Below are 23,339 nucleotides of genomic sequence, written 5' to 3'. Positions count from 1 at the left end.
GATACGCGGAGCCTCGACGGGGGAGGACGAGCGGATGCGGGTGCTCGTCGTGGAGGACGACGCCGCCCTGGCCCGGGGACTCCTGGCGTCGCTCCGGCTCGCCGGCTTCGCGGCGGATCATGAGCCGGACGGTGAGGCGGCCGCGTACCTTGCCCTCTCGGAACCCTACAGCCTGATCGTGCTCGACATCGGCCTGCCGGGTCTGTCCGGCTTCGAGGTCCTGCAGCGCATCCGTGCGGCGGGCGTCTCCGTGCCCGTGCTGATCCTGAGCGCGCGCGACGCTGTGGCGGACCGGGTGCGCGGCCTCGATCGCGGCGCAGACGACTACATGCTCAAGCCCTTCGCGCCCGCAGAATTCGAGGCGCGCGTGCGGGCGCTGATCCGGCGGGGCCAGGGGCAGCCCAACCCCGTTCTGTGCTGCGGGGCGCTCGCCCTCGACCGTGCCACCGGCGCGGTGACGCTCGACGGCGAGCCGCTGGCGCTGCGTCGCCGGGAACGCGCCGTGCTCGCCGTGCTGATGGCGAAGGCCGGCCAAGTGGTGCCGAAGGAGCGGCTGAGCGGCGAGGTATTCGGGTTCGACGACGAGGTGGCGCCGAACGCCCTCGAGCTCTACGTCGCGCGGCTGCGCAAGAAGCTGCTGCCAAAGGGGCCGGAGATCCGCACGATCCGCGGGCTCGGCTACCTGCTCGACGCCGGATGAGCCGGCGCCCGCCCTCCCTGCGGCGTGGGCTGATGGTGCGCATGCTCCTGCCCGCGACGGTCCTCGCCCTCGTGCTCGGCCTCGGCGGCGCCCTCGTCATTCGGGACGTCGTCGAGACGACGCACGACCGCCTCCTCGACGGCTCCGTCCTGGCGATCGCCGAGCGCCTCGCCGTGGACGAGGACAACGAGGTCACGGTCGACCTGCCGCGGGTGGCGCTCGGCATGCTGGAGAGCCAAGCGCAGGACCGGATCTACTACAGCGTCAGCTATCAGGGGCAGCTCGTCACCGGATACCGTGACCTGCCTCGCCCCGTCCCGGACATCGAGCCCGGCCCGACCCAGCACCGGGACGCGGTCATGCGCGGGGCGCCCGTGCGCGTCGCCGCCCAGGCTCGGCGCCTCTACGGCAAGCCGGGCTCGGTCCTGGTCCAGGTGGCCGAGACGCGCGACGCCCGCCGCGCCCTGGAGACGCGACTCCTCGGCGGCCTGTTCCTGCTCGAAGCCGTCCTTCTGGCCCTCGTCGGAGTGTTGACGTGGATCGGGATCGGCCGCGGTCTCGCGCCCCTGGAGCGGCTCAGCGCCGAGATCGACCGGCGGGCGGCCCCCGGCGCGATCAGCCTGCAACCGCTTGACGCCTCAAACGTGCCCGTCGAGGCGGCCGCCCCGGTTCTGGCCTTCAACATCCTCCTGGCGCGGCTGGACGAGGTCATGGCGGCCGTCCGGCGCTTCACCGCGGACGCCTCGCACCAGATGCGGACGCCTCTGGCCGTTCTGCGCACGCATGTCGACCTCGCGCGCCGCCATGGCGTCGACGCACGCCCCGAAGGCCGTGCCGCCCTCGACGACATCGAGGGCGCGGCGCTCCGCCTCGAGCATCTGCTGGCCCAGCTCCTCGCGCTTGCCCGCGCCGACGAGAGCCCCGGTGGGCTGGCGATGACGGATCTCGATCTCGCCGGCCTTGCGGCTTCCGTCCTGACGGAGCAGGTGCCGCGGGCGATCGCGGCGGGCATCGAGGTCGAGTACGAGCGGCCGGACGAACCCGTCCCGGTTCGCGGTGATCCGACCCTGATCGGCGAGATCCTCGGCAACATCATCGACAACGCGATCCGCTATGCCGGGCGCGGCGCCCGGGTGGTCGTGCGGGTGGCCAACGCGCCGGGCGGCGCCAGTGCGGAGGTCGAGGACGACGGGCCGGGTATCGCGCCGGAGCACCGGGAGAAGGTGTTCGCGCGCTTCTACAGGGTCGCGCGGAGCGGCGGCCCGGAGGGCAGCGGCCTCGGTCTCGCCGTGGTCCGGGCCCTTGCCGACCGGCTCGGGGCCGCCGTGTCTCTCCATGACGGTCGCCGGGGTGGGCGTGGGCTTCTGGTCAGACTCGTCTTCCCGCCAACCGCATCCGAATCCCCGGCCCGCCAGGCGAAGCGGCTGAACTAGCACCCGGTCGTGCGCTATCAGGGTTCAAGTTCCGTACGCCGCGCTCGTGCAACGACCAGAAGCAACCGATGGCTGCCGATCCGCGTCGGAGCGACTGAAGCGAAGATGCGGACAAGCCGCATTCGACCGGATCATCGGCACGCGCGCGCCTTCATTGCGCGTCGGTTTCCAGAGATCTGACGCGATGCAGGCGCCTCTATCGAGCATCGGACTGCGAAAAAGCCCGTCGGAGCTGCAAAAGATCTGAATCTGATACGTCTGATACGGCGCAGAACGTGAGGCCATCCGAGGTCCACCAGACCATATTGTATCCGTGTTCGCTGTACGTTTGCGCTCCAGTCTCGCGCGCGGGCCATACGAAGACGTTGATGACGTGCTCGCGGCGCCGGTAAACGATGACGGGCACCGGCCGGCCGGCGATGTAGTCGAGCCGCCCCCCTACGAGCGGAAACCCCTGCGGGCTAAGATCCACGACAGGCGGCGAGACGTCGGCCTTGCCGTTGAACCAGGGTTTGACCGTGTGCCGGTCAGAGGTCTGCACGTCGGTGAGGTGATCCACCAGCAACGAGCGTACGTGGCTCGACACCAGCTCGTCCTGAAGCGACGGGCTCGGGCGCGGGACCCCGAGCACGAGAAACAGGCTCGCGGCCAAGGCAGCGGCAGACGGGATGAAGCTCCAGCGCCGAACGAATGCGAGGATCTGTATGGTCTGTTGACCCGCATTGCGCCTCGCTCGCGCGCTCGCGCGTGCGACGGCGTCAACGAGCTGTGCGCGCACGTGCTCCGGGACCGGCCACGCGACGCCGTCCTGCCCGACGGTCCGCCTCAAGGTCGAGAAGCGCTCGACTTCCGCACGACAATGCGGGCAGCCTGCGAGATGGGACTCGAACGCGAGGGCGTTCACGGCGTCCAGCTCGCCGTCGATGAAGCCGTGCAGTGTCACCGCCCATTGTACGCAAGGATCGGCTTCGCAGGGTGTCACGAGCGCGTCCTCCCGGTCTGAGCGTCCCGTGTCCAGGCCTGGGCAAATTCGCTTCGAGCCCGTGCCAAGCGCGACATCACCGTCCCAATCGGCATCTCCGTCACCACGGCGATGTCGCGGTAGGAGAGATGCTCCAGCTCGCGCAGCACGAGGACCTCGCGCGAGGGCCGCGAAAGCCCGAGGAGGACGCTTCGAACCCGCTCCGCCTCAGTCTTGCGGATCAAGGCCGCCTCGGGTGTATCCTCTTGGGAGACGACACGGTCGAGCGCTGACCCGCCCTCGTCATCACCGCCCTCTCCGGCCTCGACGTCGGCCTCGTAGCGCGCCGTCCGAGCCCGAGCCGTGCGCCAATCGTGATGGCAATTGCGCACGATCGCGAACAGCCACGCCCGGACATTGCCGTCCCGGAAGCTGCCGAAATGCCGGCAGGCTCTGAGGCATGCGTCCTGCACGATGTCGTGGGCGGCATCGGCATCGCGGCTGAGGAACCGCGCGAAGCTGTAGGCGGCATCCAGTTGCGGAAGGATCAGGCGCTGGAACCGGTCAGCGGCATCAGCATCGAGCACCGGGTGCGTGTCCTCGTGCGATGCGGACGCCACGGCGGCGAAGATTCGGGCGAATGGATCCGCTGTCGCCGCTCGGCGACGGCGGTGGCGGGCGAAGGCCGGCACCCACGCACGGCGCGCGTCAACGGCAAGCAGGCTCACGCGCTTCACGAGCCCTTCGAGCGACATCCCCCGCACGCTCACGAGGTAGGCTGCGGCCGCTCCCTGCTCACCGCGGAAGTGTATCGGGTTGTTCGCCATCTCTGTCACCCGCTCATGAAATCGCACGTCCGAGTGCAGGTCTCTTATTGAGGGACTGTACGCGCGCTCGTTTTATTCGCGGCCGGCGCCGATACCGGTGCGAATGAGTCGAACGCCTCAGATTTTGAGAATAAAGCGCCGGCGCTCGCAGTCTCTCTCAATGGCAGGAGGGCTCATTGCCAGGCTGCACGCCGGAAAAGGGCTTCTTCCCCGGATCACCCGCCGACGAGGCGCGTGACCTTGCCGATCGAGTCTCGACCCGCAAAGAGGAGAGGAGATTCATGATGACCCTGTCTCGCCGGGCCGCCTGCGCGGCCTTGGGTGCTTCGGCGGCCTACGGCCTGAACCGGCCGCTGCGCTTCATTCCCGCCGCGAGCGCCGCGCTGGTCGAACCGACCGTGGGGTTTCACAAGTTCAAGGTCGGCTCGGCCGAGGTCACGGCTGTCTATGACGGCATCTGGCGCAAACCGCACGATCCGGCCTTCATCAAGGACGTGACCGTCGATCAGACGAAGGAGGCCCTCGCGAAGGCAGGCCTCACGACCGACTTCATGCCGATCCCGCTGACTGTCTTCGTGCTCAAACTGGGCGATCGATACGTGATGTGCGACGCAGGCTCGGGCGTTGGGCAGTGGCAGGCCAACGCCACGCACCTGCCCGGCAACATGGCGGCAGCGGGGATCGACCATACCCAGATCGACACCGTGCTCGTCTCCCACTTCCACCCCGACCACGTCTGGGGGCTGATGCAGAAGGGCACCAACGCGCCGACCTTCCCGAACGCCGAGCTCGTCGTGAGCAGCACGGAGTACCGGTGGTGGACCGACCCGAATCGGCTCGGGCAGTTGCCGGAGGGCCGGCGCGGCGCGGGCAAGCGGATCGCGGACGTATTCCCGACCTGGAAGAACTGGCATCTGGTCGAGGACGGGGCCGAAGTCGCGCCCGGGGTGCGGCTCGTCCTCGCGCCCGGCCACACGCCCGGGCACTCCGCGCTGCTCCTGTCCTCCGGCACGGACCAGCTGATGATCTCGGCCGACACGATGTACGTGCCCGCTTTGCTCGCGCCTCATCCCGACTGGCAGGGGAGCTACGACCAAGACGGTCCGATGGCAATCGCCAGCCGCCGCAAGCTGGTCGACCGCACCATCGCCGACAAGGTGGCGATCTGCGGCTCACACTTCCCGTTCCCGGGCTTCGGCACCTTCGTCAGGGACGGCAACGCCTACGCGTTCACGCCCGTGGAAGCCTGAACGTCCTCGGGACACAAGGAAACCGGACATGACCAACAGCATCTCACTGCGCGCCGTCGTGACGGCTGCCGGCCTCATGGCGGCCCTGCTCACCGCGTCGCTTCCCGCCGCTGCGGTCGACGACGACTCGTCGGACGGGACAGTCGACCTCACGTCTGTGCGGGCCAAGATCGCCGCCAAGGACTACACAGCCGCACTTTCCGAGCTGCGCGACTTGGCGGAGGATAACCAGCAGGCGGACGTCTACAACCTCCTCGGCTTCACCTTGCGCAAGGCCGGCGATCTCAAGACCTCGCTCACCTACTACACGAAGGCACTCGACTTGCGGCCAGACTATAGGGCGGCACGCGAGTATCTGGGCGAACTGTACGTGGAGATGGGCGACATGGCGAAAGCGCAAGACCAGCTCGCAGCGCTCGGCAAGCTCTGTCCTGGCGGGTGCGAGGAGCGTGCGGACCTCGAACGGGCGATCGCCGCGAAGGCCGGCGGCTGACGCCCCGGGCACGGGGCCGCCACCGGGCTCGTGCTCGGCTCTCATCAAGCGAGGATTCTGCCATGGCCCTCACCTTTCGTGCCGTACCGAGCCCCGTGTTCGATGGCCTCCTCCTGCTCGCACGGCTTCTGCTCGCCTGGATCTTCATCCGCGAGGGGCTCTCCCTGGCGGCGAACCTCGACGGCACCATCGCGGCGATGGGCAAGCTCGGCATCCCGCGCGCTCTGGCAATCGGGACGATCGTCCTTCAGCTCGGCGCGGGGCTCGCGATCGCAACGGGCTGGCAGACGCGAGGTGCCGCCCTGGCGCTCTGCCTCTTCTGTCTCGCGACAGCGACACTCTTCCATACGAACTTCGCCGCTCGCAACGAGTTGCTGCATTTCGAGAAGGATCTGGCGATCGCCGGCGGCATGCTCACCCTCATGGTTTGCGGCGCCGGTCGCTTCGCGTTGGATCGAGCGTCGTTCCCCGGAACGTTGGCCGGATGCCCGACGGGCGAATGACCGGGGCGGGCGCAAATCCGAAGGTCCGCCTTCGACGGAGTCGCAAAGTCGGTTCCTGGCGCAGGTCGGGCGGCCTGGATGGCGTCGCCTGACGTTCGCGTACCACGCGGGTTGAGCGCCGCTCAGCCGAGGACAGCGAGAGCCGCAGCAAGGTCGGCGACCAGATCGTCAGGATGCTCGATCCCGATCGATACCCTGATTGTCGCGTCCGTTATGCCGAGGCGGTCACGCACGGCCTTTGGCACACCCGAATGGGTCGTGGAGGCCGGATGGCTGGCGAGCGACTCCGTGCCCCCCAGGCTGACCGCGAGCTTGAACAACTGAAGAGCGTTGAGAACCTGGAACGCTTCCGCCTCGCCGCCGATGATGTCGAAGGAGAACGTCGAGCCTGGCGCCGCACATTGCTCGGCATAGACATGAGCTTGCTTCGATCCAGGGTCGAGATGTGCGAGATGGTGGAGGCGCGACACCTTCGGATGCGCGGCCAGCATGTGGCCGACGATCTCGCCGTTGCGATTGGCGGCCCCCATCCGCAGCGCCAAGGTTTCGAGCGACCGCCCGAGCATCCAGCAGGAATGCGGATCGAGACCGGTCCCGATCGCCGAGCGCAGCAGTCGCACCGGCCTTATCCGCGCTGATGAGCCGAGGGCAGCGCCAGCGATCAGGTCGGAGTGGCCGCCGACGTACTTTGTCAGCGAGTAAACCGAGATGTCGGCGCCGTGACGCAGCGGGTGCTGGAAGAGAGGACCGAGGAGGGTGTTGTCGCAGACGACGACCGGAGCCTCACCGCCCTGCCGGGCGCCTATCTCGTCGGCGACCTCGCGGATCAGGCTGAGATCGACGAGGGTGTTGAGCGGGTTCGAGGGTGTCTCGATCATGACGACGCTGACTCGGCCCGCCCCAGCGGCTTGGTTGGCCGCGGCGCGCACGCTCGCCGGATCGATCCCATCGGCGAAGCCGAACGGCGCGATACCGAAGCCGGCCAGGGTCTTGGAGATGAGCGTTTCGGTGCCTCCATAGAGTGGCTGCGAGTGCAGGATCGCGTCGCCGGGCCGCGCGAAGGCCAGGATGGTGGTCGCGATCGCCGACATGCCGGAGGAGAAGACCAGTCCGGTCTCGGCCCCCTCGAACACGGCCAGCCGATCCTCCACGATCTCGCTGTTTGGATGATTGAAGCGCGAGTAGACGAGCCCCGCCGCCTCGCCCACCGGGGGTTCGCGCCGCCCGGAGACATAGTCGAAGAAGGCCTTGCCGTGCTCGGCCGAGGTGAAGACGAAGGTCGATGTGAGGAAGACCGGCGGCTTCACCGCGCCCTCGGACAGGACTGGATCGTAGCCATAGCCGAGCATCAGAGTTTCGGGATGGAGCGGGCGGTCGCCGAGCACCTTCTTGTGGTAGCGATCATCGGACATGCTGGCCTCGCTCCGACACGGCTCCAGCCCGGGGCTGGGTCATCCGGCTGCACTTCGAATCCGGTTTTCCGGACGAAGAAGCATGGCATAGCCACGCCCGCTTCAAAACGTTGCGACGGGTTCGGAGAGCCTCAGGCACTCGGCGGCGCACGGGCGTTCTTGACCCAAAGCGGAGTGGCTGCCTTCAATGTTCAACCTGAAAAGCTGGACAGAATTCACTCGCAGCCCGCCGTAAAGGCGGCACCGCTCGCCAACGTGCTTTGAGACGAGGAGCCGGCGCTCGTCGGTCAGCGCAGGCATCGACATGGCGCGCCCCATAGGTCCGCCGCGTCGGATCTGGAACGAGACTCCATCCGCGGCCGTGACGGCCTGGGCTTCCCTCAGCGGCCCCCGCGACCGGTCGGTCTTGCGGAGTCCCTCGACGGCGATGGCCGAGGCTCCGGGAGCGATGGCGCGCGGAACCGGCGATTCGAGCGACGGGACGGCCGCCAACAGCTTGCGCGTGGCGGAACACCGCCCCGCCGGGACGGGTGGCACGATCTTCCGACGTTAGGCGGCCGCCATGACCGCGGCCGGCTCTGAGACCTCAAGCCGATCACGACCGAGGACCTTCGCCCGGTAGAGGGCGCGGTCGGCGCAGGCGAGGACTTCCCCGAGATCGTTTCGGCCAGGCACCGGTTCGGCAAGACCGATGCTGACCGTCGCCTCGATCCCGAGGCCGTCCGCGCGTCCGGCAGTCGCCTTGAACCGGCGCGCGATGGTCAGGCCGACCTCTCGTGCCTGTTGATGCCCGAGACCGGGTAGAAGCGCAGCAAACTCCTCGCCGCCCAACCTGACGAGGAGTGCGTTCGGCCCCGCCGCGTCGCGAGCCGTGTCGGCGAACAACCTCAGGACCTCGTCGCCGACCGCATGTCCGTAGCGGTCGTTGATCGACTTGAAGTGGTCGAGATCGAAGGCGAGCAGCGAGATGGGACTCCCAGTGTGTGCCGCCAGGATGCGCCGACCCTGTTCGAAGAAGCCAAGACGGTTGGTCAGTCCGGTAAGATGGTCGGTGCGGGATTCGCGACGCAGTAGCTCCTGCTCCTCCTCGCGGACGAGCGCCAGGAAGGACATCGGCATGGCGACGGAGTACAGGACGGCCTCGTACATCGTCGCCTTGGCCACGACGGACAGGACGGCGTCCCCGTAGCGCAGGGCGAGTACGGGGGTCACGGTCGCCCGGCCGAGATAGAACAGGGCATGGATGGCCGAGACGGCTGCAGCGACAGGTCTGGAGCGCAGGCGCAGAACCGTACGGCTGCGCAGGAGGGTCCAGGCCGTGAGGCCGCAGGTCAGCCCTATCGGCAGCGCCGAGACGTGATTCCAGAAGATCAGCGGGAAGCGCGTGCCGACGGTTGCCCAGAGCAGGGCGAGAGCGGAGAGGATGGCGGTCGTCCATCCCAGCCGGTGCCGCCCGTCGAAACGGGCGGCGCAATCGAGCACCAGAAGGTAGCCGCACATCATCAGGGCGTTGGTCAGGAGCAGGCCACCCGCACCCGGGAAGTGCGCGCGGGTCATCGCGACCACGCATCCCAGGGCGAAGACGACGAGGCTCGCGGCAAGCGTGCCGAGGAGGCCCGCGCGGCTGCGGTGGGCCTGCCGCTCCCAAAGGAGACCCGCCGCCGAGACCAGCAGCGTCCCGATCGTCAGATACCAGAGGGTTTGAAGATCGATCTGCATAGTTTTGACCGCCTCGATTCGAAGCCTACAGGACGAGGCGCGAAAGTTCCTTTACGTTGTCGGCATCCTCTTCGACATGGTTCGCGCATCGTTAAGCGCATCGGATGTTCGCCCGCGCCCGCTCGAGCGCTCCCGATCGGGTAGGACCGGCCCGAATCCCGCTAGGCTTGATCCCAGGCCGGTGCCCGCGTCTCCGGCAGTCCCGGTGGGAGCAGGCTCCGGGGGCGTCGGTCCACTGCCTGCAGCGAAGAGAGATCACATAACCTCAAGGTGCCACCGCCGGTCCGTTCCTGGCAGACTCTTGCAACATTTGCTGCGGTGCATGGTTGGCGGCATGCGCGCGCCGTCCTCCTCGGCGGCCGATTTCGATCCTCGCGTCGAGAGCCTGCAGATGCCGGACCGCCCCGATCCGTCCCGCCGTCTTCTGGTCGGCGGCCTCGACATCCTGGCCAACAACGCCGTCTACCAGAAGACGGCGAAGTCGATCGACGAGATCTCGGACGAGAATCTCGATCAGACGTTCCAGACCAACGTCTACGCGATGTTCTGGACCACGAAGTCCGCGATGGCGCACCTGCAGCCCGGCTCCGCCATCATCAACACCTCATCGATCAAAGCCTACGAGCCCGGGGCGCCGCTGATCGACTACGCCGCCACCAAGGCTGCCATCGCAAACTTCCCGAAGCACCTTGCCAAGCAACGCGCGCCGAAGGGCATCCGGGCGAACGCCGTGGCACCCGGCCCGTTCTGGACGCCCCTGCAGGTCAGCGGCGGCAAGCTGCCCCATACGCTCCCGCGATTCGGCGCCGATACGCCGATAGGGCGTCCGGGCCAGTCGGCGGAGCCAGCCGGCATCTATGTGCTGCTGGCCTCGAACGAGGCGAGCTACTCGACGGGGCAGGTCTTCGGCGCCGTCGGCGGCCCCTGACCCCGTCGTCTCCGGATCCCGAACCCGACTCTCCGCGCTATCGACCGTCCCGCTTCAGGAGACCTCCATTGAGCATCGCGTCAGCCCTCGGCCTCACCTCCGGCAGGAAAGTCCGCTACGCCTTCGTCGCGCTTGGCGACATCACCCAGGAGGCCATGCTGCCGGGCGTCAAGCACACCGGCAACTCGGAGGTGGTCGCGTTTGTTACGGGCGACCCCGAGAAGGCGCGCGGCGTCGGCGAGCAGTACGGCGTGAGCGACAGCTACAGCTACGAGCAGTTCGGCGAGCTCCTCGCTTCGGGCAAGATCGACGCGATCTACCTCGCCACTCCCAACTGGCGCCATGCCGAGTTCGCGGTCCCCGCCTTGAAGGCAGGCATTCACGTGCTGGTGGAGAAGCCGCTGGAGATCTCGACCGAGAAGTGCCGCGGGATCCTGGAGGTGGCAAAGAACTCGTCGGCGAAGCTGATGGTGGCCTACCGGCTGCATTTCGAGCCCGCGACGCTCGCGACCATCGACCTGATCCGCTCGGGCCAGCTCGGCGATCTCGTGAGCTTCACGTCGACCTTCACCCAGATGGTCTCGCCCGAGAACCACCGGGCGAAGAACGGTGTCGCGGCCGGGCCGATCTTCGACATGGGTCCGTATCCGGTGAACGCGGCCCGTTACGTTTTCGAGGACGAGCCGACCGAGGTAGTCTCGGCGGTCGGCATCCGGCACCCGGAGGCAGGCCTCGGCGATTTCGACGATACGGTCGCGGTGACGTTGCGCTTCCCCGGCAACCGCCTCGCGCAGTTCGTGCTCTCCTACTGGGGGAACACGCTCGACACCTACGCGGTGGTGGGCACGAAAGGCAGCGTCGAGATGAATCCGGGCTTCATGTACGGCAAGCCACTGGAGCGCACCGTCACGGTGGGCGAGAGCAAGAACCACGAGAGCTTCAAGAACACCGACCATTTTGGCGGCGAGCTGAAGTACTTCTCCGACTGCATCCTGAACGACAAGGACCCGGAGCCGGACGCGGAGGAGGGCTACGCCGACGTGCGCGTGCTGGAGGGTATCGTTCAGGCCATAAAGACCGGCGCGGCCGTGAAACTGGAGCCGTTCACCCGCACCGAGCGGATCGACACGAAATCTCAGCGCGAGACGCTGAAGGCCCAGAAATCGCCCGAGCTCGTCAACACCGCGAACCCGGGCAAGGGGAAGGAAAAGGTGCCGAAGAACTGACGGCGTCCCGAGACCTGGCTTTGCCGCCCGCGACGTGATCGCCGTCTGTCGCGGCCTTAACCGGTCTATCAGAGCGACTCGATGACCCTGACGGAGCTGCCCGAGCGCACCCGGCTCGATGCCGAGGTCGCGGCGATGAGCCTGCTTCCGGCCTTCACCCCGGACCTCTGCATCGACGCGCCGACCACGGGGCACGTGATCAGCGCCTGCGCACTCGGTGTGTTCGTGGGCGCTCCCCCGATCACGATCCTGGCGGTGCGGGTCGCCTGGCGGGCGCTCCTCGTCGGCCTCATGGTGCTGTTTGCGCTCGGCAGCGGCCTCTCCGCGACCGCTCCGACCAAGCCTGGATGATGGCCTTCCGCTTTCTCGCCGGGCTGCCGCATGGCGCCGACCTCGGCGTGAGCCAGCAAAAGGCTAGATCACCAGAGGACGCGCGGTAACCGCCTCTTCCATCGCTCGCCAGCACGCAGCGCTTCAACCGGTTGAGAGCGCCGTGCCGTACGCGGCTGTGGCACAGGCTGAACGGCCACAACAGGCGTTGCGATCGGGGCAGGAACGGCAGCAGGCGTGACCTGCGGCTGGGCCGTCGACCCGGCGCGAGGCCCTCGCCCTGCGCTGGTCCTTGCGGCTGGCTTCTGCACGGGCTCGGCCGGAGGTTTAACCCGGCGGACGCGCGGCAGGCGGTCAACGGCAGGTATCTCACGCACCTCCGGCACCTCGGGCTCGACGGGCATCGAGAACGTCGGCACCAGGCTCGGTAGGACACGGCGTGCTTGCGCTTCGGCCCGGACAAGCTCGGCCCGCGCTGCGGGCGTGCGCTGTACCGGCTGCGCCTCGGCGGGCTCGTCATCGCCAACCAGCGGCACGCCTCGCCAGAGGTCTTGGCCCTTGCGGGATCGTGAGGTGGCCTCGTGCAGGGAGGCGCGGGATGTACGGGTGTGCTTGACTTCGACCGTGAACGGTCGCGCGCTGCGGCGCTTCATGTGTGTGGAAATCCTGAGAACATCACGTTCAGCGGCGCGGATGACGCCGATCGAGCCAAAACATCATATGGGATGCTCTCGATCCTTGTCGAGGGGGATCGTTCAACGCGTTGCTGAGAGAATCACAATCTCTCCGAGATCAACCTTGAGGGCCGGCACGGCGCAGACGCCGACGAAGAACCAGATCCAGGTTTTCACGAACGCGAGCCCGATCGTCGGGGCACGCACGTACAGGGTGGTGCAGCGGGCCCGATCAACGCGAGAGGGGCTAGGACGTTCAAGTCGCGGGCTGCCGGGAGATTGAGCATGCGCTAACCTCCCGCTGCGCGGTTGCGAGAGTGTAAAACAACGCTGCCAACAGCTGGTAAAGAAATGGAGCGCAGGCATGAGAGTTAACGCACGCCGCTGCTTTCATCTCATCGACCTCGCTGCCGTCGCATGCGCATTCGCGACAGCCACTCTGGCCGACGACGGCCGCGGTCTGCAGCGCGGCGGCGACCCGATGCAGGTCAGCATCTCTGGCCTCTCATCCGGCGCCGCGATGGCGGTCCAATACGCGGTGGCCCATTCCAGCACTGTTAGGGCTGTGGGCGCGGTCGCGGGGCCGCAGTGGGGTTGTGCTGATGGAAGCCTGTCGCGGGCGGTGAATGCCTGCATGTGTGGCCGCGGCGCGCTCACGCCGACAATCGATACGGCCCATCGCTTGGCTGCCAGCGGAGCGATCGACAATCTCCGCGCCGGCAAGCCGCAGTCCCTGAGCCGGTCATGGGTGTTCCAAAGCCCTGCCGACGAGACCGTCACAGCGGGATCGGGCAGAGCCGATGCAGCCTTCCTGACAGCTTTTATCGGTGCGGAGCCGGAACTCGACCGCGGCAACGCCGCCGATGGGAGCGACCGAGCCGGACATGGCATCATCACACCCGACGGCACCGATGCCTGCGCCTTCGACGGGATGGAGGGGAGCTTCATCCGGCGATGCGGCGCAGAGGACAACCCGGGGAAGATGTTCCACGCGCTCTTCGATGTGCAGGCGCCCTATGACCCGGGCCAGCGGGCCCCACGGGTCCCGGCGTCCGAGGTATGGGCGTTCGATCAGCAGCACCTCATCGCGCGGGTAAAAGCCAGCCACCCTGCCCTCGCGAACGACTACTACAATGCTCTCTGGCTCTGGTGGCCCGACAAGAGTGCCCGACGGCGCAACCTCGATATGGCATCGGCAGGGTACATCTACGTGCCGCCCGCATGTCGTGCGATTGGCAGCTCCTGCCGCGTGCACATTGCGCTCCATGGCTGCAAGCAGGACGCCCGCCAGTTCTCGCTGCAGGCCGGCTACAACGAATGGGCAGAGCACTACAGAACCATCGTCGTCTATCCGGCACTCGCGCCGAGTGAGGCGGTGCCCGGGGCCATTTGCCGTCTGCCAGCTCTCGACGGCGTGGCCGACGCCGCATGGATCGAGCCGAATCCGAACGGTTGCTGGGACTGGTGGGGGTACCTCGACACATCCTCGGACAAGGGGCGCTATCTCACGAAGCAGGCGCCGCAGATCCGAGTTCTCGAGGGCATCGTCGCCGAGGTGACAGCGCCGGGCTCGAATTGAGCATCTCGGGTAGCGCACAGCGGCGCGTCTTCCGGTTGGCTCACCAGCAACGTCCGGCAAACGACAATTCTTGTCCGGTAGGTCAGTGCAGGAGTGATGCACTGGCCATCTAAACGCCTCGCTCACCCCAAAGCACTGATCGTCCAGAGGACGGGACGCCCCACAGCGTCGAGCAAAACCACTCGATGCTCGCGACGACGGTTCCCGAGAAGGTTTGCCCGAGTCAAACACGCGCGCCGCACCGAAATCGAGCGCTCAGGTCTTCAGAACGATACAGGCTCCACCCACGGTGTGGATTTTGGCGCATAGCGCATCGGCCTGCTCCCGGCTCTGCGCCGGTATGCGGATCCGGTAGAACGCTTGCGTCCCACGGCTGTGCAGTCGCGTGCCGATGACCATCGGTCGCGCCTGCCCGATGACCCTGGCGTAGGTCGCCTGCGCTTGCGAGAAGCTCCGCAGTGCGAGCGCCTTGGAGAAGTTGGCGGCCAGCTGAATGCCCCAGGGTCCCCAAGGCGGCGGGACCGGCTTCTCGCCGGGACTGAAATCGTGACCTCGGGCGTGTCGGCCGTCGCGTGCTGGCGCACGTTCGGCGAAGCGGTCAGCCCGGGACGGGATCTGCAGAGCCGCGGTAACTTGCAAACAGGTCTGAGGCGATTTCGGCTGCGTGGCGCCCGGCTTCTCCGCAGCTTTGACCTTGCGCTCTGCAGTGTTCGCCTCCGCAGCAGCGACCTCCGGGTGAATGGCCTTACGAGACTCTTCGGGAGGCTTGCTGAGCTTGTTCTGTTCGCCGGCGCGCGTGGTCTCTGTTGGAGCAGCCTCATTGCTTGTGCCGCCGCGCCATTCCTCGGCCGGGCTGCCGGTGATCCAGAGCACGTAGGCGCGGGTCTCGGCCGGCAGGTCGCCGCTGCCCGCCAGCCAGTTCGTCACGCGCTGCGCGCCACCGTTATACGCCGCAGCGGCGAGCCCGAGATTGCCGAACCGGCGCTTGAGATCCGCGAGGAGATGCGCCGCGTGCGGGATCGCCTGTTCGGGGTCGAATGGATCGAGGAGACCACGCTCCTGCGCGGTACCGGGCATGAACTGCGCCACCCCTTGCGCGCCGGCCGGGCTCACGGCACCCGCGCGGAAGCTGCTCTCGCGCCAGATCAGCCGCGTCAGGAACGACACCGGCAGGTTGCGGGCCCTGGCTGAGCCCTCGATGAGGCGGCAGAGCGCCTGCTCCACGGTCTCGGTCGAGTTCACGGAGGGCGCGGCGCAGGCGGGCGTCGCGAGAATGACGACGCCGAGCACGGCCGCTGGTGTGAGGAGCAGCTTGAGCATGATCAGGACGCGGCAGTAACGCGTCCCGGCGGGTTTGCGATCCGTTGCGCGTTGACGTGCTCTACAGACGGGCTGGTATGCCGAGAACCGCCCTACTCGGTCCAGCCGTCGCCGGATCCAACCTGCCAAAGTTCAGAAGATGCGCGCTGCGCATGATGGGCACGCACGCGGGCGCGCATGTCGGCCGAGCGGCCCCGTCCAGTTCTCCCTGCCACCGCACCATTGGTGACCACAACCTTGGTCGTGCCTGCACCCTCTGCCCGAACAAGCGTGAACAGCGCGGCAGCATGGGACGGCGCGAGTCGGACGCATCCGTGAGACGCCGGTCGCCCCAGCTGGCGTGTCGCTCTGCTGCTATGGATGGCGTGCCCGGCAGCTGTGAAGAAGATGGAATAGGGCATCGGGGCATCATCCCACTCCTTGGAGTAGTGCACCTTTGCCAGCCACAAGGGACGGAACGTGCCTGCCGGTGTCCTGTACGGTGCTCGCGCCGTTGAGACCGCCCACGAGTAGCGCAGCTTCCCATCAACCGTCACCCGCATGCGCTGCGTCGCCTTGTCGACCGTGATGAGCACGCGTGCAGGAGCCGCAACAGCGGGCTTTGCAATCTCGCCAGCCGGCATCGTTCCGGGCTGAGCCTCGGAGGCAGCAGGAGGGGCGTTTACGGAACCGGGCGCCAGGGTTGCCGAGAGCGGCGCTCCCGGAGCGCCTACCGGGTTCGGGGAAGCCGTGATCGGAATCGGGATGGGCGTTCTGTTGGTGGTACCGTCCGACGGCTCCGGCGAGGAAGCTGCTGCCGCGACGGTCCCAGGGGCCGCCGGGGTCCCCATCGGGCCGGCTTCAACGGTTCCACTTGCCGCGTTGTCGGCTACAGCCGGCGGGTTGCGCACTTCGAGGCCGGGTGCAGGGCTTTGGGAAGTCACGGCCTGTTCTGCTGGCGCGACGGGAGGAGAAGCGTCCACCGCCGCAGATCTTTGCTGATCGAGCTTCCGCTGCGCGTCCAGTTTCGCGGCCTGCTCTGCCTTCTCCTTTTGCCGCCGTTCCGCTGCCTCTCGTGCGAGCCGTTTATCCAGCTCCAGGCGATCACGTTTTGCCTCTTCGAGAACCTTGAAGGGGTCGACGTACTGGGCGGAAGCCATGTTGGCGCCGGCTGTCGTGAGCATGCACGACGCAATCAGCAGCTTGACAACGTGCATCTTTCGTCTCCGGCGGGAACACCACGCATGGCCGTGTCAACATAATCGGACCGTACGGCCAAGGTTCCGAATTCGGTGTTTCGAAGTGGTGTCGAGAGCTTCGCAACGAGGAGCACCGCGACGAGCGGGGGACGTTGAGGGAGCTTACCGATGTCTTCACTCTGTCCGTCGACTTGCGCGGGCGTGTCGTGGCTGCCGTGGCGGCAGGTGCCACCCGCAACCGCGCCGCCGCTCGCTTCTCGTCAGCGTGTGGAGCGTCAACCGCCGGTGCAGGCAAGTGGCGCCTAAGCCGATGAGTGGCGACACACCTCGCAAGCCATCGAGGCCGATGCCGAGCTGATTCTGGCGACCTCCGAGCCGAGGCCGCGCCTTTTCCTGCAGGCCGTTGGGGCTCACCGGGCCGAGAGCAGGCACTCGAGGCAGCCGGAGCGGCCGCCTAACCGTTAGCCGGGGCTCAGCATGCGGATCATCGACTCGGCATCGATCGAGGGCCGGCCCGTCTCGCTGTAGAATAGCCGCAAATGTCCACGCAGGCCGAAGAGGTGCTTAAGCGCTTCGGTTTCGGTCCGAGACCAGGCGAAGGCCAGGGGCGGCCCTGCCTGTCAGGGCGGCCGCGACCTTGCGTTCGAGCTCGCCGTCCCGGTACGGCTTCAGGACGATGGCGTCGGCCCCGGCTGCCCCGGCCAGGGCCAGCGCCGCCGTATCGGCGAAGCCCGTGACGAACAGGACCGGCATCGCCGGCCACCGCCTGCGGATTTCGGTCGCCGCCTCGGCCCCGTTCATGCCGGGCATCGCGAAGTCGAGGACCACGAGGTCGACGCGTGAATCGGCTTCGAGGCTCGCCAGCGCCTGCAGGCCGGAGGCCGCCTCCCGCACGGAGTAGCCAGCCTCCGCCAGCCGGGTCGCCGTGACCTCGCGCACCCCGACGTCGTCGTCCACCACCAGGAGCACGGGCCACAGGCCCGGCGAGCAGGCCCGCGTGAAGTCGATAGATGCGGTCGCGGCCGGCGTGGTCGCATCGCTCTCCGCGACGCGCGGCAGGTAGACCTTGAACGAGGTGCCCTCACCGAGCGCGGTGTCGATCCGGATCCCGCCGCCGGATTGCTTGATGAAGCCGTAGACCTGGGCGAGCCCGAGGCCTGAGCCCTTTCCAGTCTCCTTGGTGGTGAAGAACGGCTCAAAGACCCGCGCCAGCACGTCCGGCGGCATACCCGTCCCGGTGTCGCTGACGGAGATCATCACGTACTCGCCCGGCCGCGGTTGCTCCGGCCGCGTCGGAACCGCGGTGACGGTGACGTTGGCGGTCTCGACGGTCAGTCGCCCGCCGACCGCCATCGCGTCGCGGGCGTTGATGGCGAGGTTGAGGATGACGAGTTCGATCTGAGTGGCGTCGACCAGGGCCGGCCACAGCCCGTCCTGCAGCGTCGTCTCGATCTGGATGGCGCCCCCGATGGAGCTCTGCAGCAGGTCGCGCATCGACACGACGGTCTTGTTGAGGCTGACCGGGGTCGGTTCCAGGCGCTGCCTCCGCGAGAAGGCGAGGAGTTGGGCCGTCAGGTTGGCGCCGCGCGCGGCCGCGCCACGCATCATGTCGAGCCGCCTCTTCGAGCGCTCGTCGGTGACTGCGCCTTCCAGGAACTCGATGTTGCCGGCGATCACCGTGAGCAGGTTGTTGAAATCGTGCGCGACGCCGCTGGTCAACTGCCCGACCGCGTCCAGACGCTGGGCGAGCCGAAGGGCGTCCTCGGCCCGCTCGCGCTCGACGATCTGCTCCTGAAGGGCCGCGTTGGCCTCAGCGAGTTCGCGGGTGCGCTCCGCGATGCGCGCCTCAAGCGTCTCGTTGAGCGCCTGCAGGGCCGTCTCGGCGGCGCGCTTGTCCTCCCGCGCCCTCGCTTCGGCGAGCGCCCGCACGATGGTGCGGGACATCCGGTCGAGCCGCTGCTTGGTCACGTAGTCGGTGGCGCCGTTCTTCAGGGCCTCGACGGCGACCTCCTCACCGAGCGTCCCGGAGCAGAAGATGAAGGGCGTGTCGGGGCAATGCTGCCGGGCGATGCCGAGCGCGCTCACGCCGTCGAAGGTCGGCAGCACGTAATCGGCCAGGATGACATCGTGCCGTCGGGCGGCAGCCGCGGCGGCGAACTCGTCGCGCGTAATGACCCGCTCGATCGTCACGGGATGACCGAGGTTCTCCAACTCGGCCTCGATGAGTTCCGCATCGAGATCGCTGTCCTCCAGGTGGAGGATGCGCAGGGGGCCCGCGCCGGCTCCGATCACGCGTTCGATGGCCAGCCTCCCCGGTGCGGCGGCGGCTCGTTCAGGAGCGCCCAGAACACGCCGATCTCCTTGATCGCCGCGAAGAACTCGTCGAACGCGACCGGCTTCACCACGAAGGCGTTGACCCCGAGATTATAGGAGCGGACGACGTCGCTCTCCTCGCGCGACGAGGTCAGCATGACCACCGGGATGCTGCGGGTGTCGCGGTCGCCCTTGATCTTGGCGAGCACCTCAAGACCGTCGACCTTAGGCAGCTTGAGATCGAGCAGGACCACCGCCGGATCCTGGGCCTGGCGCTTCTCGTGCGGCCCGCGCCGGTAGACGAAATCGAGCGCCTCGGCCCCGTCCCGGCAGATGACGATCTCGTTGGCGAGCTGGCTCGATTCGAGGGCGGCGAGCGTCAGTTCGACGTCGTTCGGGTTGTCCTCGACGAGGAGGATCGGCTTCAGTCCGGCCATGTCAGTGCACCTCCTCCCGGATGGGTAGGGTGAAGTGGAAGGTGGCGCCCTCACCGGGCCTGCCCTCGGCCCAGGTCCGGCCGCCGTGGCGCTCGACGATGCGGCGGACATTGGCAAGCCCGATGCCGGTGCCCTCGAACTCCTCGACCCGGTGCAGGCGCTGAAACACGCCGAACAGCTTGTCGACGTAGGCCATGTCGAAGCCGACGCCGTTGTCACGCACGAAGAACACCGCCTCGCCGTCCTGCGGCGGCAGCCTGCCGACCTCGATGACCGCCTCTGGCTTGCCGCGGGTATACTTCACAGCGTTCGAGAGCAGGTTCTCGATGACGAGGCGCAGCATGACCGGGTCGGCATGGACCCGGCCAAGAGAGCCGATCTCCCAGCGCACGGTTCGGTCGGGCGTGACGTCGCGCTCGACCTTGCGCCGAACCTCGTCGACCAGGGCGTTCAGGTCGCCGGACACCTTGTTCAGGGAATGCCGACCCATCTGCGAGAAGGTCAGGAGGTTGTCGACGAGGGTGCCGGCCGAGAAGGCGGCCTCGATGATGGTCTCGACATAGTGTCGGCCCTTCTCCGAGAGGTTCGCCCCCTCGCGGGTCTTGAGCAGGTTCGAGTAGCCGACGATGTGCCGGAAAGGCGCACGAAGGTCGTGGCTGACCGAGTATGAGAACGCCTCCAGCTCCTTGTTCGAGCGCTGCAGCTCCTCGCTCATCGCGGCGAGTTCCTCCGCCCGGCGCAGCACGATGCCGAGCACCGAGGCGCGCAGGTCCTTGGCCGCTTCCACCTCCGGGACCGACCACGGCAAGGAGCGGCCCTTCACCGTCTCCTTCCAGGTCTCGAACGACTTGCGTGGGTGCAGCCGGTCGGGCCCCCCCGCCGGATCCGGCTGCGCAGCCTTCACGGGGTTTCCGCCCCACTTCACGGTGCGCACCACCTCCGGCCTGAACCAGAGAATGTAGCTCGCGTACTTCTTCGAGACCGAGATGGCGAGCACGCCGCTGGCGCAATCGGCGATCGCCTCGGCCCGCGGGAAGCCCTCCGCCAGGCTGTCAGTCGCGAACACGTCGTCGACGTCCCCGCGGGTCGACAGCCAATCGTACAGGGCACGGACCTCGCGCTCCGAGGGCGTCGATCCGAGAAGCCGGCAGCGGTCGGTCGTCACCACGGCTGCGCCCGAAGCATTCACCAGCGCGAGCACGTCGTCGGGATGGTTCATCAGGCCGTCGACGAAGCTCTCCTCCTCGGCCATGTAGCCGAGCAGCCTCGCCTGCACGGCACCGAGCGCCAGCCGTTGCTCGGCCTGCTCGCCGCGGACCTTCGCGGAGAGTTGTAAGGCAAAGATCTGCGTGAGGAAGTCGCAGGCGTTGCGGGCCTGGAGCGGCACGCGCTTCGGACCCCGATTGTGGCAGGAGACAAGCCCCCAGAGCGCATCGTCGACCAGGATCGAAACCGACATGGACGCCATCGTGCCCATGTTGCGCATGTACTCGATATGGACCGGCGAGACCGAGCGCAGCACCGACTGACTCAGGTCGAGAGGCTCGCCCGCCGGGGTAAGGGCCGGCCGAATCGGCACCGGGTCGTAGCCGGCGTCGGGGATGATGCGCAGGCGGTTGCGCCGGTAGAGCTCGCGCGCCTGCGCCGGGATGTCGGAGGCGGGGAAGCGCAGGTCGAGGTAGGAGGGCAGGACGCCGTTCCCATCCTCGGCCAGCACCGTGCCGTGCCAGTCCCGATCGAACCGGTAGACCAGGGCCCGGTCGAAACCGGTTACGTGGCGAATGTCCTCCGCGAGGAGCTGGCAGAGATCCTCGACGGAGCGGGCCGCGTGGAGGCGCTCGACGAAAGCGCGCAGCCGCGGCGTGAGCGCGTCGAGGCCGGAACCGCCGGAGAGGTCGGCGGTCTCCTCAAGCTCCAGCACGACGAGACCGTCGACCCGATGGGCGGCGACCTCGTAGGCCTGGCGCGCGCTCCCGGATCCGAGCGTGACCGTGCGCAGGTAGGTCGCGCCGTCGTTCCATCTTCCGCCGTCGAGGTAGCGCCGAACGACGGCATCCAGCTCGGGAAAGGCGCGGTCGAGCGTGGCGCCGACGGGGGCGGCCGCAGGGGCGTTGGCGCTGGCCTGGACGATGCGCAGGGCTGGCAAGTCGAGGGCGAGCAGGAAGCCATGAGGCTGGACGCTGCCAACGACGTGGATGGGCTCGCGATCGCAGGCCGTCAGGTCGATGTCGTTCTGGGCCGCGTCGTTGCGCTGGTACAAGCCTGGGTCCCGCTGCCGGCCGGGTCCGCAGGCGGACCCATCCGTCCTGTTACCAGCTCGGCTCGAACCCCGATATGGGTCAAAAGCACCGGTGCCGCGGATTGTACCTGGCCTTATCGTGCCGGGATGCACGACCGGCGGTCGCCGCGGCGCGGGATGCCTCGCGCCATCACCCTCTCGCGCCGGAGGCCATAGACGCCAACCGCATGGCCTCCGGGATGCTGGACCTCAGGCGGTTGTCCATAACGGCGTGATCGACCCCGGGACGCACCGCCGCCCAAGCCGTTCGGCATTGACGAGCTCCCCGAGAGAAAGCTTTCGGATTTGACGGCTGGAGTGCCGCCTGCGCCGACCGAACGGCCGGGTCCCTGATCCTCCCGGCCGCCCAGCGGGCCTCTCAGTAGCTGTAGGACCGGCGCGGGTAAGCCTGCGGGGGGCCGTATCCCGTGTCGCGCGGCTGCACCCGCGAGCCGTACTCGATCTCCTTGCGCCGGGCCTGCCTGTTGGCCAGGTAGCGACCGCCGAGGCAGCCCGCCACGGCGCCGACGACGCCGCGCTCGGCCAGATAGTGGCCGGCCAAGCCGCCGATGATTGCGCCCTTGATGCAGCCTTTCGCCTCGGCCGCACCGATGCTCACGAGGGTTACGATGGCGACGGTGGATGCGTGCCCGACGATGCGCATGGTGTTCACTCCTGGAGGATCCGAGAGAGAATGCCCCTGAAGTGGGAGCGTTCCGGCCAACCCGACAGCAGTCGAAGATGCTTTGCCAGACGGAGCGCGTGCCTTGGGATCATGCGGCGGTCGCCTTCGCAGTTCCCTTCACGCGTCGATGAACCCTGACGCGCGGAAATGTCCGCTCTGAGGCCGCGTTTTGCACATCCGCGGTGACCGGATCGGGCGCGAGGCCCCGGGCAGCATCTGGCCGATGGCGGTCGGTCCGCGCTCGGGCGGCCACCGCGGTGAACCGGACACTCTGCTCTCGACCCGACTCCGACCTTCGATCATGCCCGATGTGATGGCCGGATTCGGCGAAAGCATACGGTTTGATGCAAGCTTCAGGCGTGACTGTCACGCGCCTGAGGCGCCCGAGGGAAATGTTCGCGCTAAGCCGTTTGCCGCAGGATTTCGGCTCGCAATGCTTCGGGCTGCGGGGTGCCCGAGAACAGCCGATTGCCGACAGCAACAGAGGGGACGGCACGGATGCCCGCCTCTCGCGCCACGCGCAGCGCCGCATCGTGGCGCTCCCCGTAGAGGGGCGATCCCAGCACTCCATCAAGGCCGGCGGGATCAAGACCAAGATCTTGCATGATCGCCTTGAGCACGTCGGTGTCGCCGACGTCGCAATCCTGCTGAAAGAAGGCGCGCAGAACCGCATCGACGTAAGCGTCGCCCCGGCCGTGCTCGACGGCATACTGCAGCCCGAGGAACGCCTTGCGGGTGTACGGTTGCGGCGAAACGGTCGGCAGGCGGATGGCGATGCCCATCCGCTCGGCTGCGGGGTAGACGCCCTGCCTCCATGCCGTGGGTAGATATTCGTCCTCTGGCCGCAACGTCGGAATCGGGTAAGGGCGCAACTCGAACGGCATCCACACGACATCAACCGCGAGCCCCTCGGTAGCGGCTCGGATGACGTGCTCCCCTAAGAGGCAGTACGGGCAGACAAAGTCGATCCACACGCGAACGGTCGCTCGGGAGGCTGTCTTTGCGGCGGTGCTGGCGTCCTGGCTCATCCTTCGATCCATATGGTCGCGCGGCGGGAAGGGGTCACCGGAACAAGGGGGCACCCCGCTTCTCG

At 67.7% G+C, this 23,339-nt stretch carries 20 protein-coding genes and 1 pseudogene; 10 read left to right on the top strand and 11 right to left on the bottom strand.

From position 1 onward, the window contains the following. Nucleotides 1-34: 34 nt before the first annotated feature. Nucleotides 35-700, top strand: coding sequence for a response regulator (locus ACYCO6_RS02985; protein ID WP_459769140.1), 666 nt, complete (start codon nt 35-37; stop codon nt 698-700). Beyond that, nucleotides 697-2,133, top strand: coding sequence for a sensor histidine kinase (locus ACYCO6_RS02980; protein WP_459769137.1), 1,437 nt, complete (start codon nt 697-699; stop codon nt 2,131-2,133). Before ACYCO6_RS02985 ends, ACYCO6_RS02980 begins: the two co-directional genes overlap by 4 nt. A gap of 196 nt (nt 2,134-2,329) precedes the next feature. Here the strand turns inward: ACYCO6_RS02980 and ACYCO6_RS02975 are convergent, their stop codons facing one another. Together ACYCO6_RS02975 and ACYCO6_RS02970 are read right to left on the bottom strand one after the other, a co-directional pair. Next, entirely contained in the window at nt 2,330-3,115 is a 786-nt protein-coding gene (locus ACYCO6_RS02975) for an anti-sigma factor family protein (RefSeq protein ID WP_459769135.1), read from the bottom strand. Beyond that, entirely contained in the window at nt 3,112-3,921 is an 810-nt protein-coding gene (locus ACYCO6_RS02970) for a sigma-70 family RNA polymerase sigma factor (RefSeq protein ID WP_459769133.1), read from the bottom strand. The genes ACYCO6_RS02975 and ACYCO6_RS02970 overlap by 4 nt, the downstream gene beginning before the upstream one ends. A 281-nt stretch (nt 3,922-4,202) precedes the next feature. Here ACYCO6_RS02970 and ACYCO6_RS02965 point away from each other — a divergent pair, with 281 nt between their 5' ends. The 3 genes from ACYCO6_RS02965 (at nt 4,203) to ACYCO6_RS02955 (ending at nt 6,167) form a co-directional block, all read left to right on the top strand. Then, entirely contained in the window at nt 4,203-5,171 is a 969-nt protein-coding gene (locus ACYCO6_RS02965; protein ID WP_459769131.1) for an MBL fold metallo-hydrolase, read from the top strand. Nucleotides 5,172-5,247: 76 nt separating this feature from the next. Continuing rightward, nucleotides 5,248-5,664 (top strand): tetratricopeptide repeat protein, encoded by a 417-nt coding sequence (locus ACYCO6_RS02960; protein WP_459773411.1) that lies wholly within the window; start codon nt 5,248-5,250, stop codon nt 5,662-5,664. Nucleotides 5,665-5,726: 62 nt separating this feature from the next. Next, a complete protein-coding gene (locus ACYCO6_RS02955) occupies nt 5,727-6,167 on the top strand; it encodes a DoxX family protein (RefSeq protein ID WP_459769129.1) in 441 nt (146 codons plus the stop codon). A 122-nt stretch (nt 6,168-6,289) separates the two neighbouring features. On the opposite strand, the gene ACYCO6_RS02950 is transcribed toward ACYCO6_RS02955, so the two are convergent. Continuing rightward, nucleotides 6,290-7,579, bottom strand: a complete 1,290-nt coding sequence (locus tag ACYCO6_RS02950) for a cystathionine gamma-synthase family protein (protein ID WP_459769127.1) — start codon at nt 7,577-7,579, stop codon at nt 6,290-6,292. Nucleotides 7,580-8,128: 549 nt separating this feature from the next. Next, nucleotides 8,129-9,298, bottom strand: a complete 1,170-nt coding sequence (locus ACYCO6_RS02945; protein WP_459769125.1) for a GGDEF domain-containing protein — start codon at nt 9,296-9,298, stop codon at nt 8,129-8,131. 334 nt (nt 9,299-9,632) lie between these two features. On the opposite strand from ACYCO6_RS02945, the gene ACYCO6_RS02940 reads away from it, so the two are divergent. The 4 genes from ACYCO6_RS02940 to ACYCO6_RS02925 all read left to right on the top strand — a co-directional run bounded on the left by ACYCO6_RS02940 (nt 9,633) and on the right by ACYCO6_RS02925 (nt 14,035). Continuing rightward, nucleotides 9,633-10,226 (top strand): SDR family oxidoreductase, encoded by a 594-nt coding sequence (locus tag ACYCO6_RS02940; RefSeq protein WP_459769122.1) that lies wholly within the window; start codon nt 9,633-9,635, stop codon nt 10,224-10,226. A gap of 68 nt (nt 10,227-10,294) precedes the next feature. Further along, complete coding sequence (locus tag ACYCO6_RS02935; RefSeq protein ID WP_459769120.1) at nt 10,295-11,452, top strand: Gfo/Idh/MocA family protein; 1,158 nt, start codon at nt 10,295-10,297, stop codon at nt 11,450-11,452. Nucleotides 11,453-11,533: 81 nt separating this feature from the next. Further along, on the top strand, nt 11,534-11,803 hold the full coding sequence (locus ACYCO6_RS02930) for a hypothetical protein (protein WP_459769118.1): 270 nt from the start codon (nt 11,534-11,536) through the stop codon (nt 11,801-11,803). A gap of 1,134 nt (nt 11,804-12,937) precedes the next feature. After that, entirely contained in the window at nt 12,938-14,035 is a 1,098-nt protein-coding gene (locus ACYCO6_RS02925) for an extracellular catalytic domain type 2 short-chain-length polyhydroxyalkanoate depolymerase (RefSeq protein WP_459769116.1), read from the top strand. A gap of 255 nt (nt 14,036-14,290) precedes the next feature. On the opposite strand, the gene ACYCO6_RS02920 is transcribed toward ACYCO6_RS02925, so the two are convergent. Both ACYCO6_RS02920 and ACYCO6_RS02915 read right to left on the bottom strand, forming a co-directional pair. Beyond that, entirely contained in the window at nt 14,291-15,355 is a 1,065-nt protein-coding gene (locus tag ACYCO6_RS02920) for a lytic transglycosylase domain-containing protein (protein ID WP_459769115.1), read from the bottom strand. Nucleotides 15,356-15,447: 92 nt separating this feature from the next. Continuing rightward, the gene (locus ACYCO6_RS02915; RefSeq protein WP_459769113.1) at nt 15,448-16,551 is read right to left on the bottom strand and encodes a L,D-transpeptidase; all 1,104 of its coding nucleotides are present in this window, start codon (nt 16,549-16,551) and stop codon (nt 15,448-15,450) included. A 161-nt stretch (nt 16,552-16,712) separates the two neighbouring features. Here ACYCO6_RS02915 and ACYCO6_RS02910 point away from each other — a divergent pair. Next, nucleotides 16,713-16,956: pseudogene (locus tag ACYCO6_RS02910) on the top strand (IS630 family transposase); the annotation flags it as partial. Nucleotides 16,957-17,097: 141 nt separating this feature from the next. Here ACYCO6_RS02910 and ACYCO6_RS02905 read toward each other — a convergent pair. From ACYCO6_RS02905 to ACYCO6_RS02885, 5 genes are all read right to left on the bottom strand, one after another. Further along, entirely contained in the window at nt 17,098-18,825 is a 1,728-nt protein-coding gene (locus ACYCO6_RS02905; protein ID WP_459769111.1) for a response regulator, read from the bottom strand. Further along, entirely contained in the window at nt 18,822-19,283 is a 462-nt protein-coding gene (locus tag ACYCO6_RS02900; RefSeq protein WP_459769107.1) for a response regulator, read from the bottom strand. Before ACYCO6_RS02900 ends, ACYCO6_RS02905 begins: the two co-directional genes overlap by 4 nt. A gap of 1 nt (nt 19,284) precedes the next feature. Further along, nucleotides 19,285-21,543, bottom strand: a complete 2,259-nt coding sequence (locus tag ACYCO6_RS02895; protein WP_459769103.1) for an ATP-binding protein — start codon at nt 21,541-21,543, stop codon at nt 19,285-19,287. Nucleotides 21,544-21,940: 397 nt separating this feature from the next. Further along, nucleotides 21,941-22,225, bottom strand: a complete 285-nt coding sequence (locus tag ACYCO6_RS02890) for a hypothetical protein (protein WP_459769100.1) — start codon at nt 22,223-22,225, stop codon at nt 21,941-21,943. Between the two features lie 422 nt (nt 22,226-22,647). Next, nucleotides 22,648-23,274, bottom strand: a complete 627-nt coding sequence (locus ACYCO6_RS02885; protein ID WP_459769098.1) for a DsbA family oxidoreductase — start codon at nt 23,272-23,274, stop codon at nt 22,648-22,650. Nucleotides 23,275-23,339: the final 65 nt, after the last annotated feature.

It is taken from the genome of Methylobacterium sp. CM6257 (genome assembly GCF_054611515.1).
The sequence above is the reverse complement of the archived record's forward strand: the minus strand, read 5'-3'. Positions and strand labels throughout refer to the sequence as shown.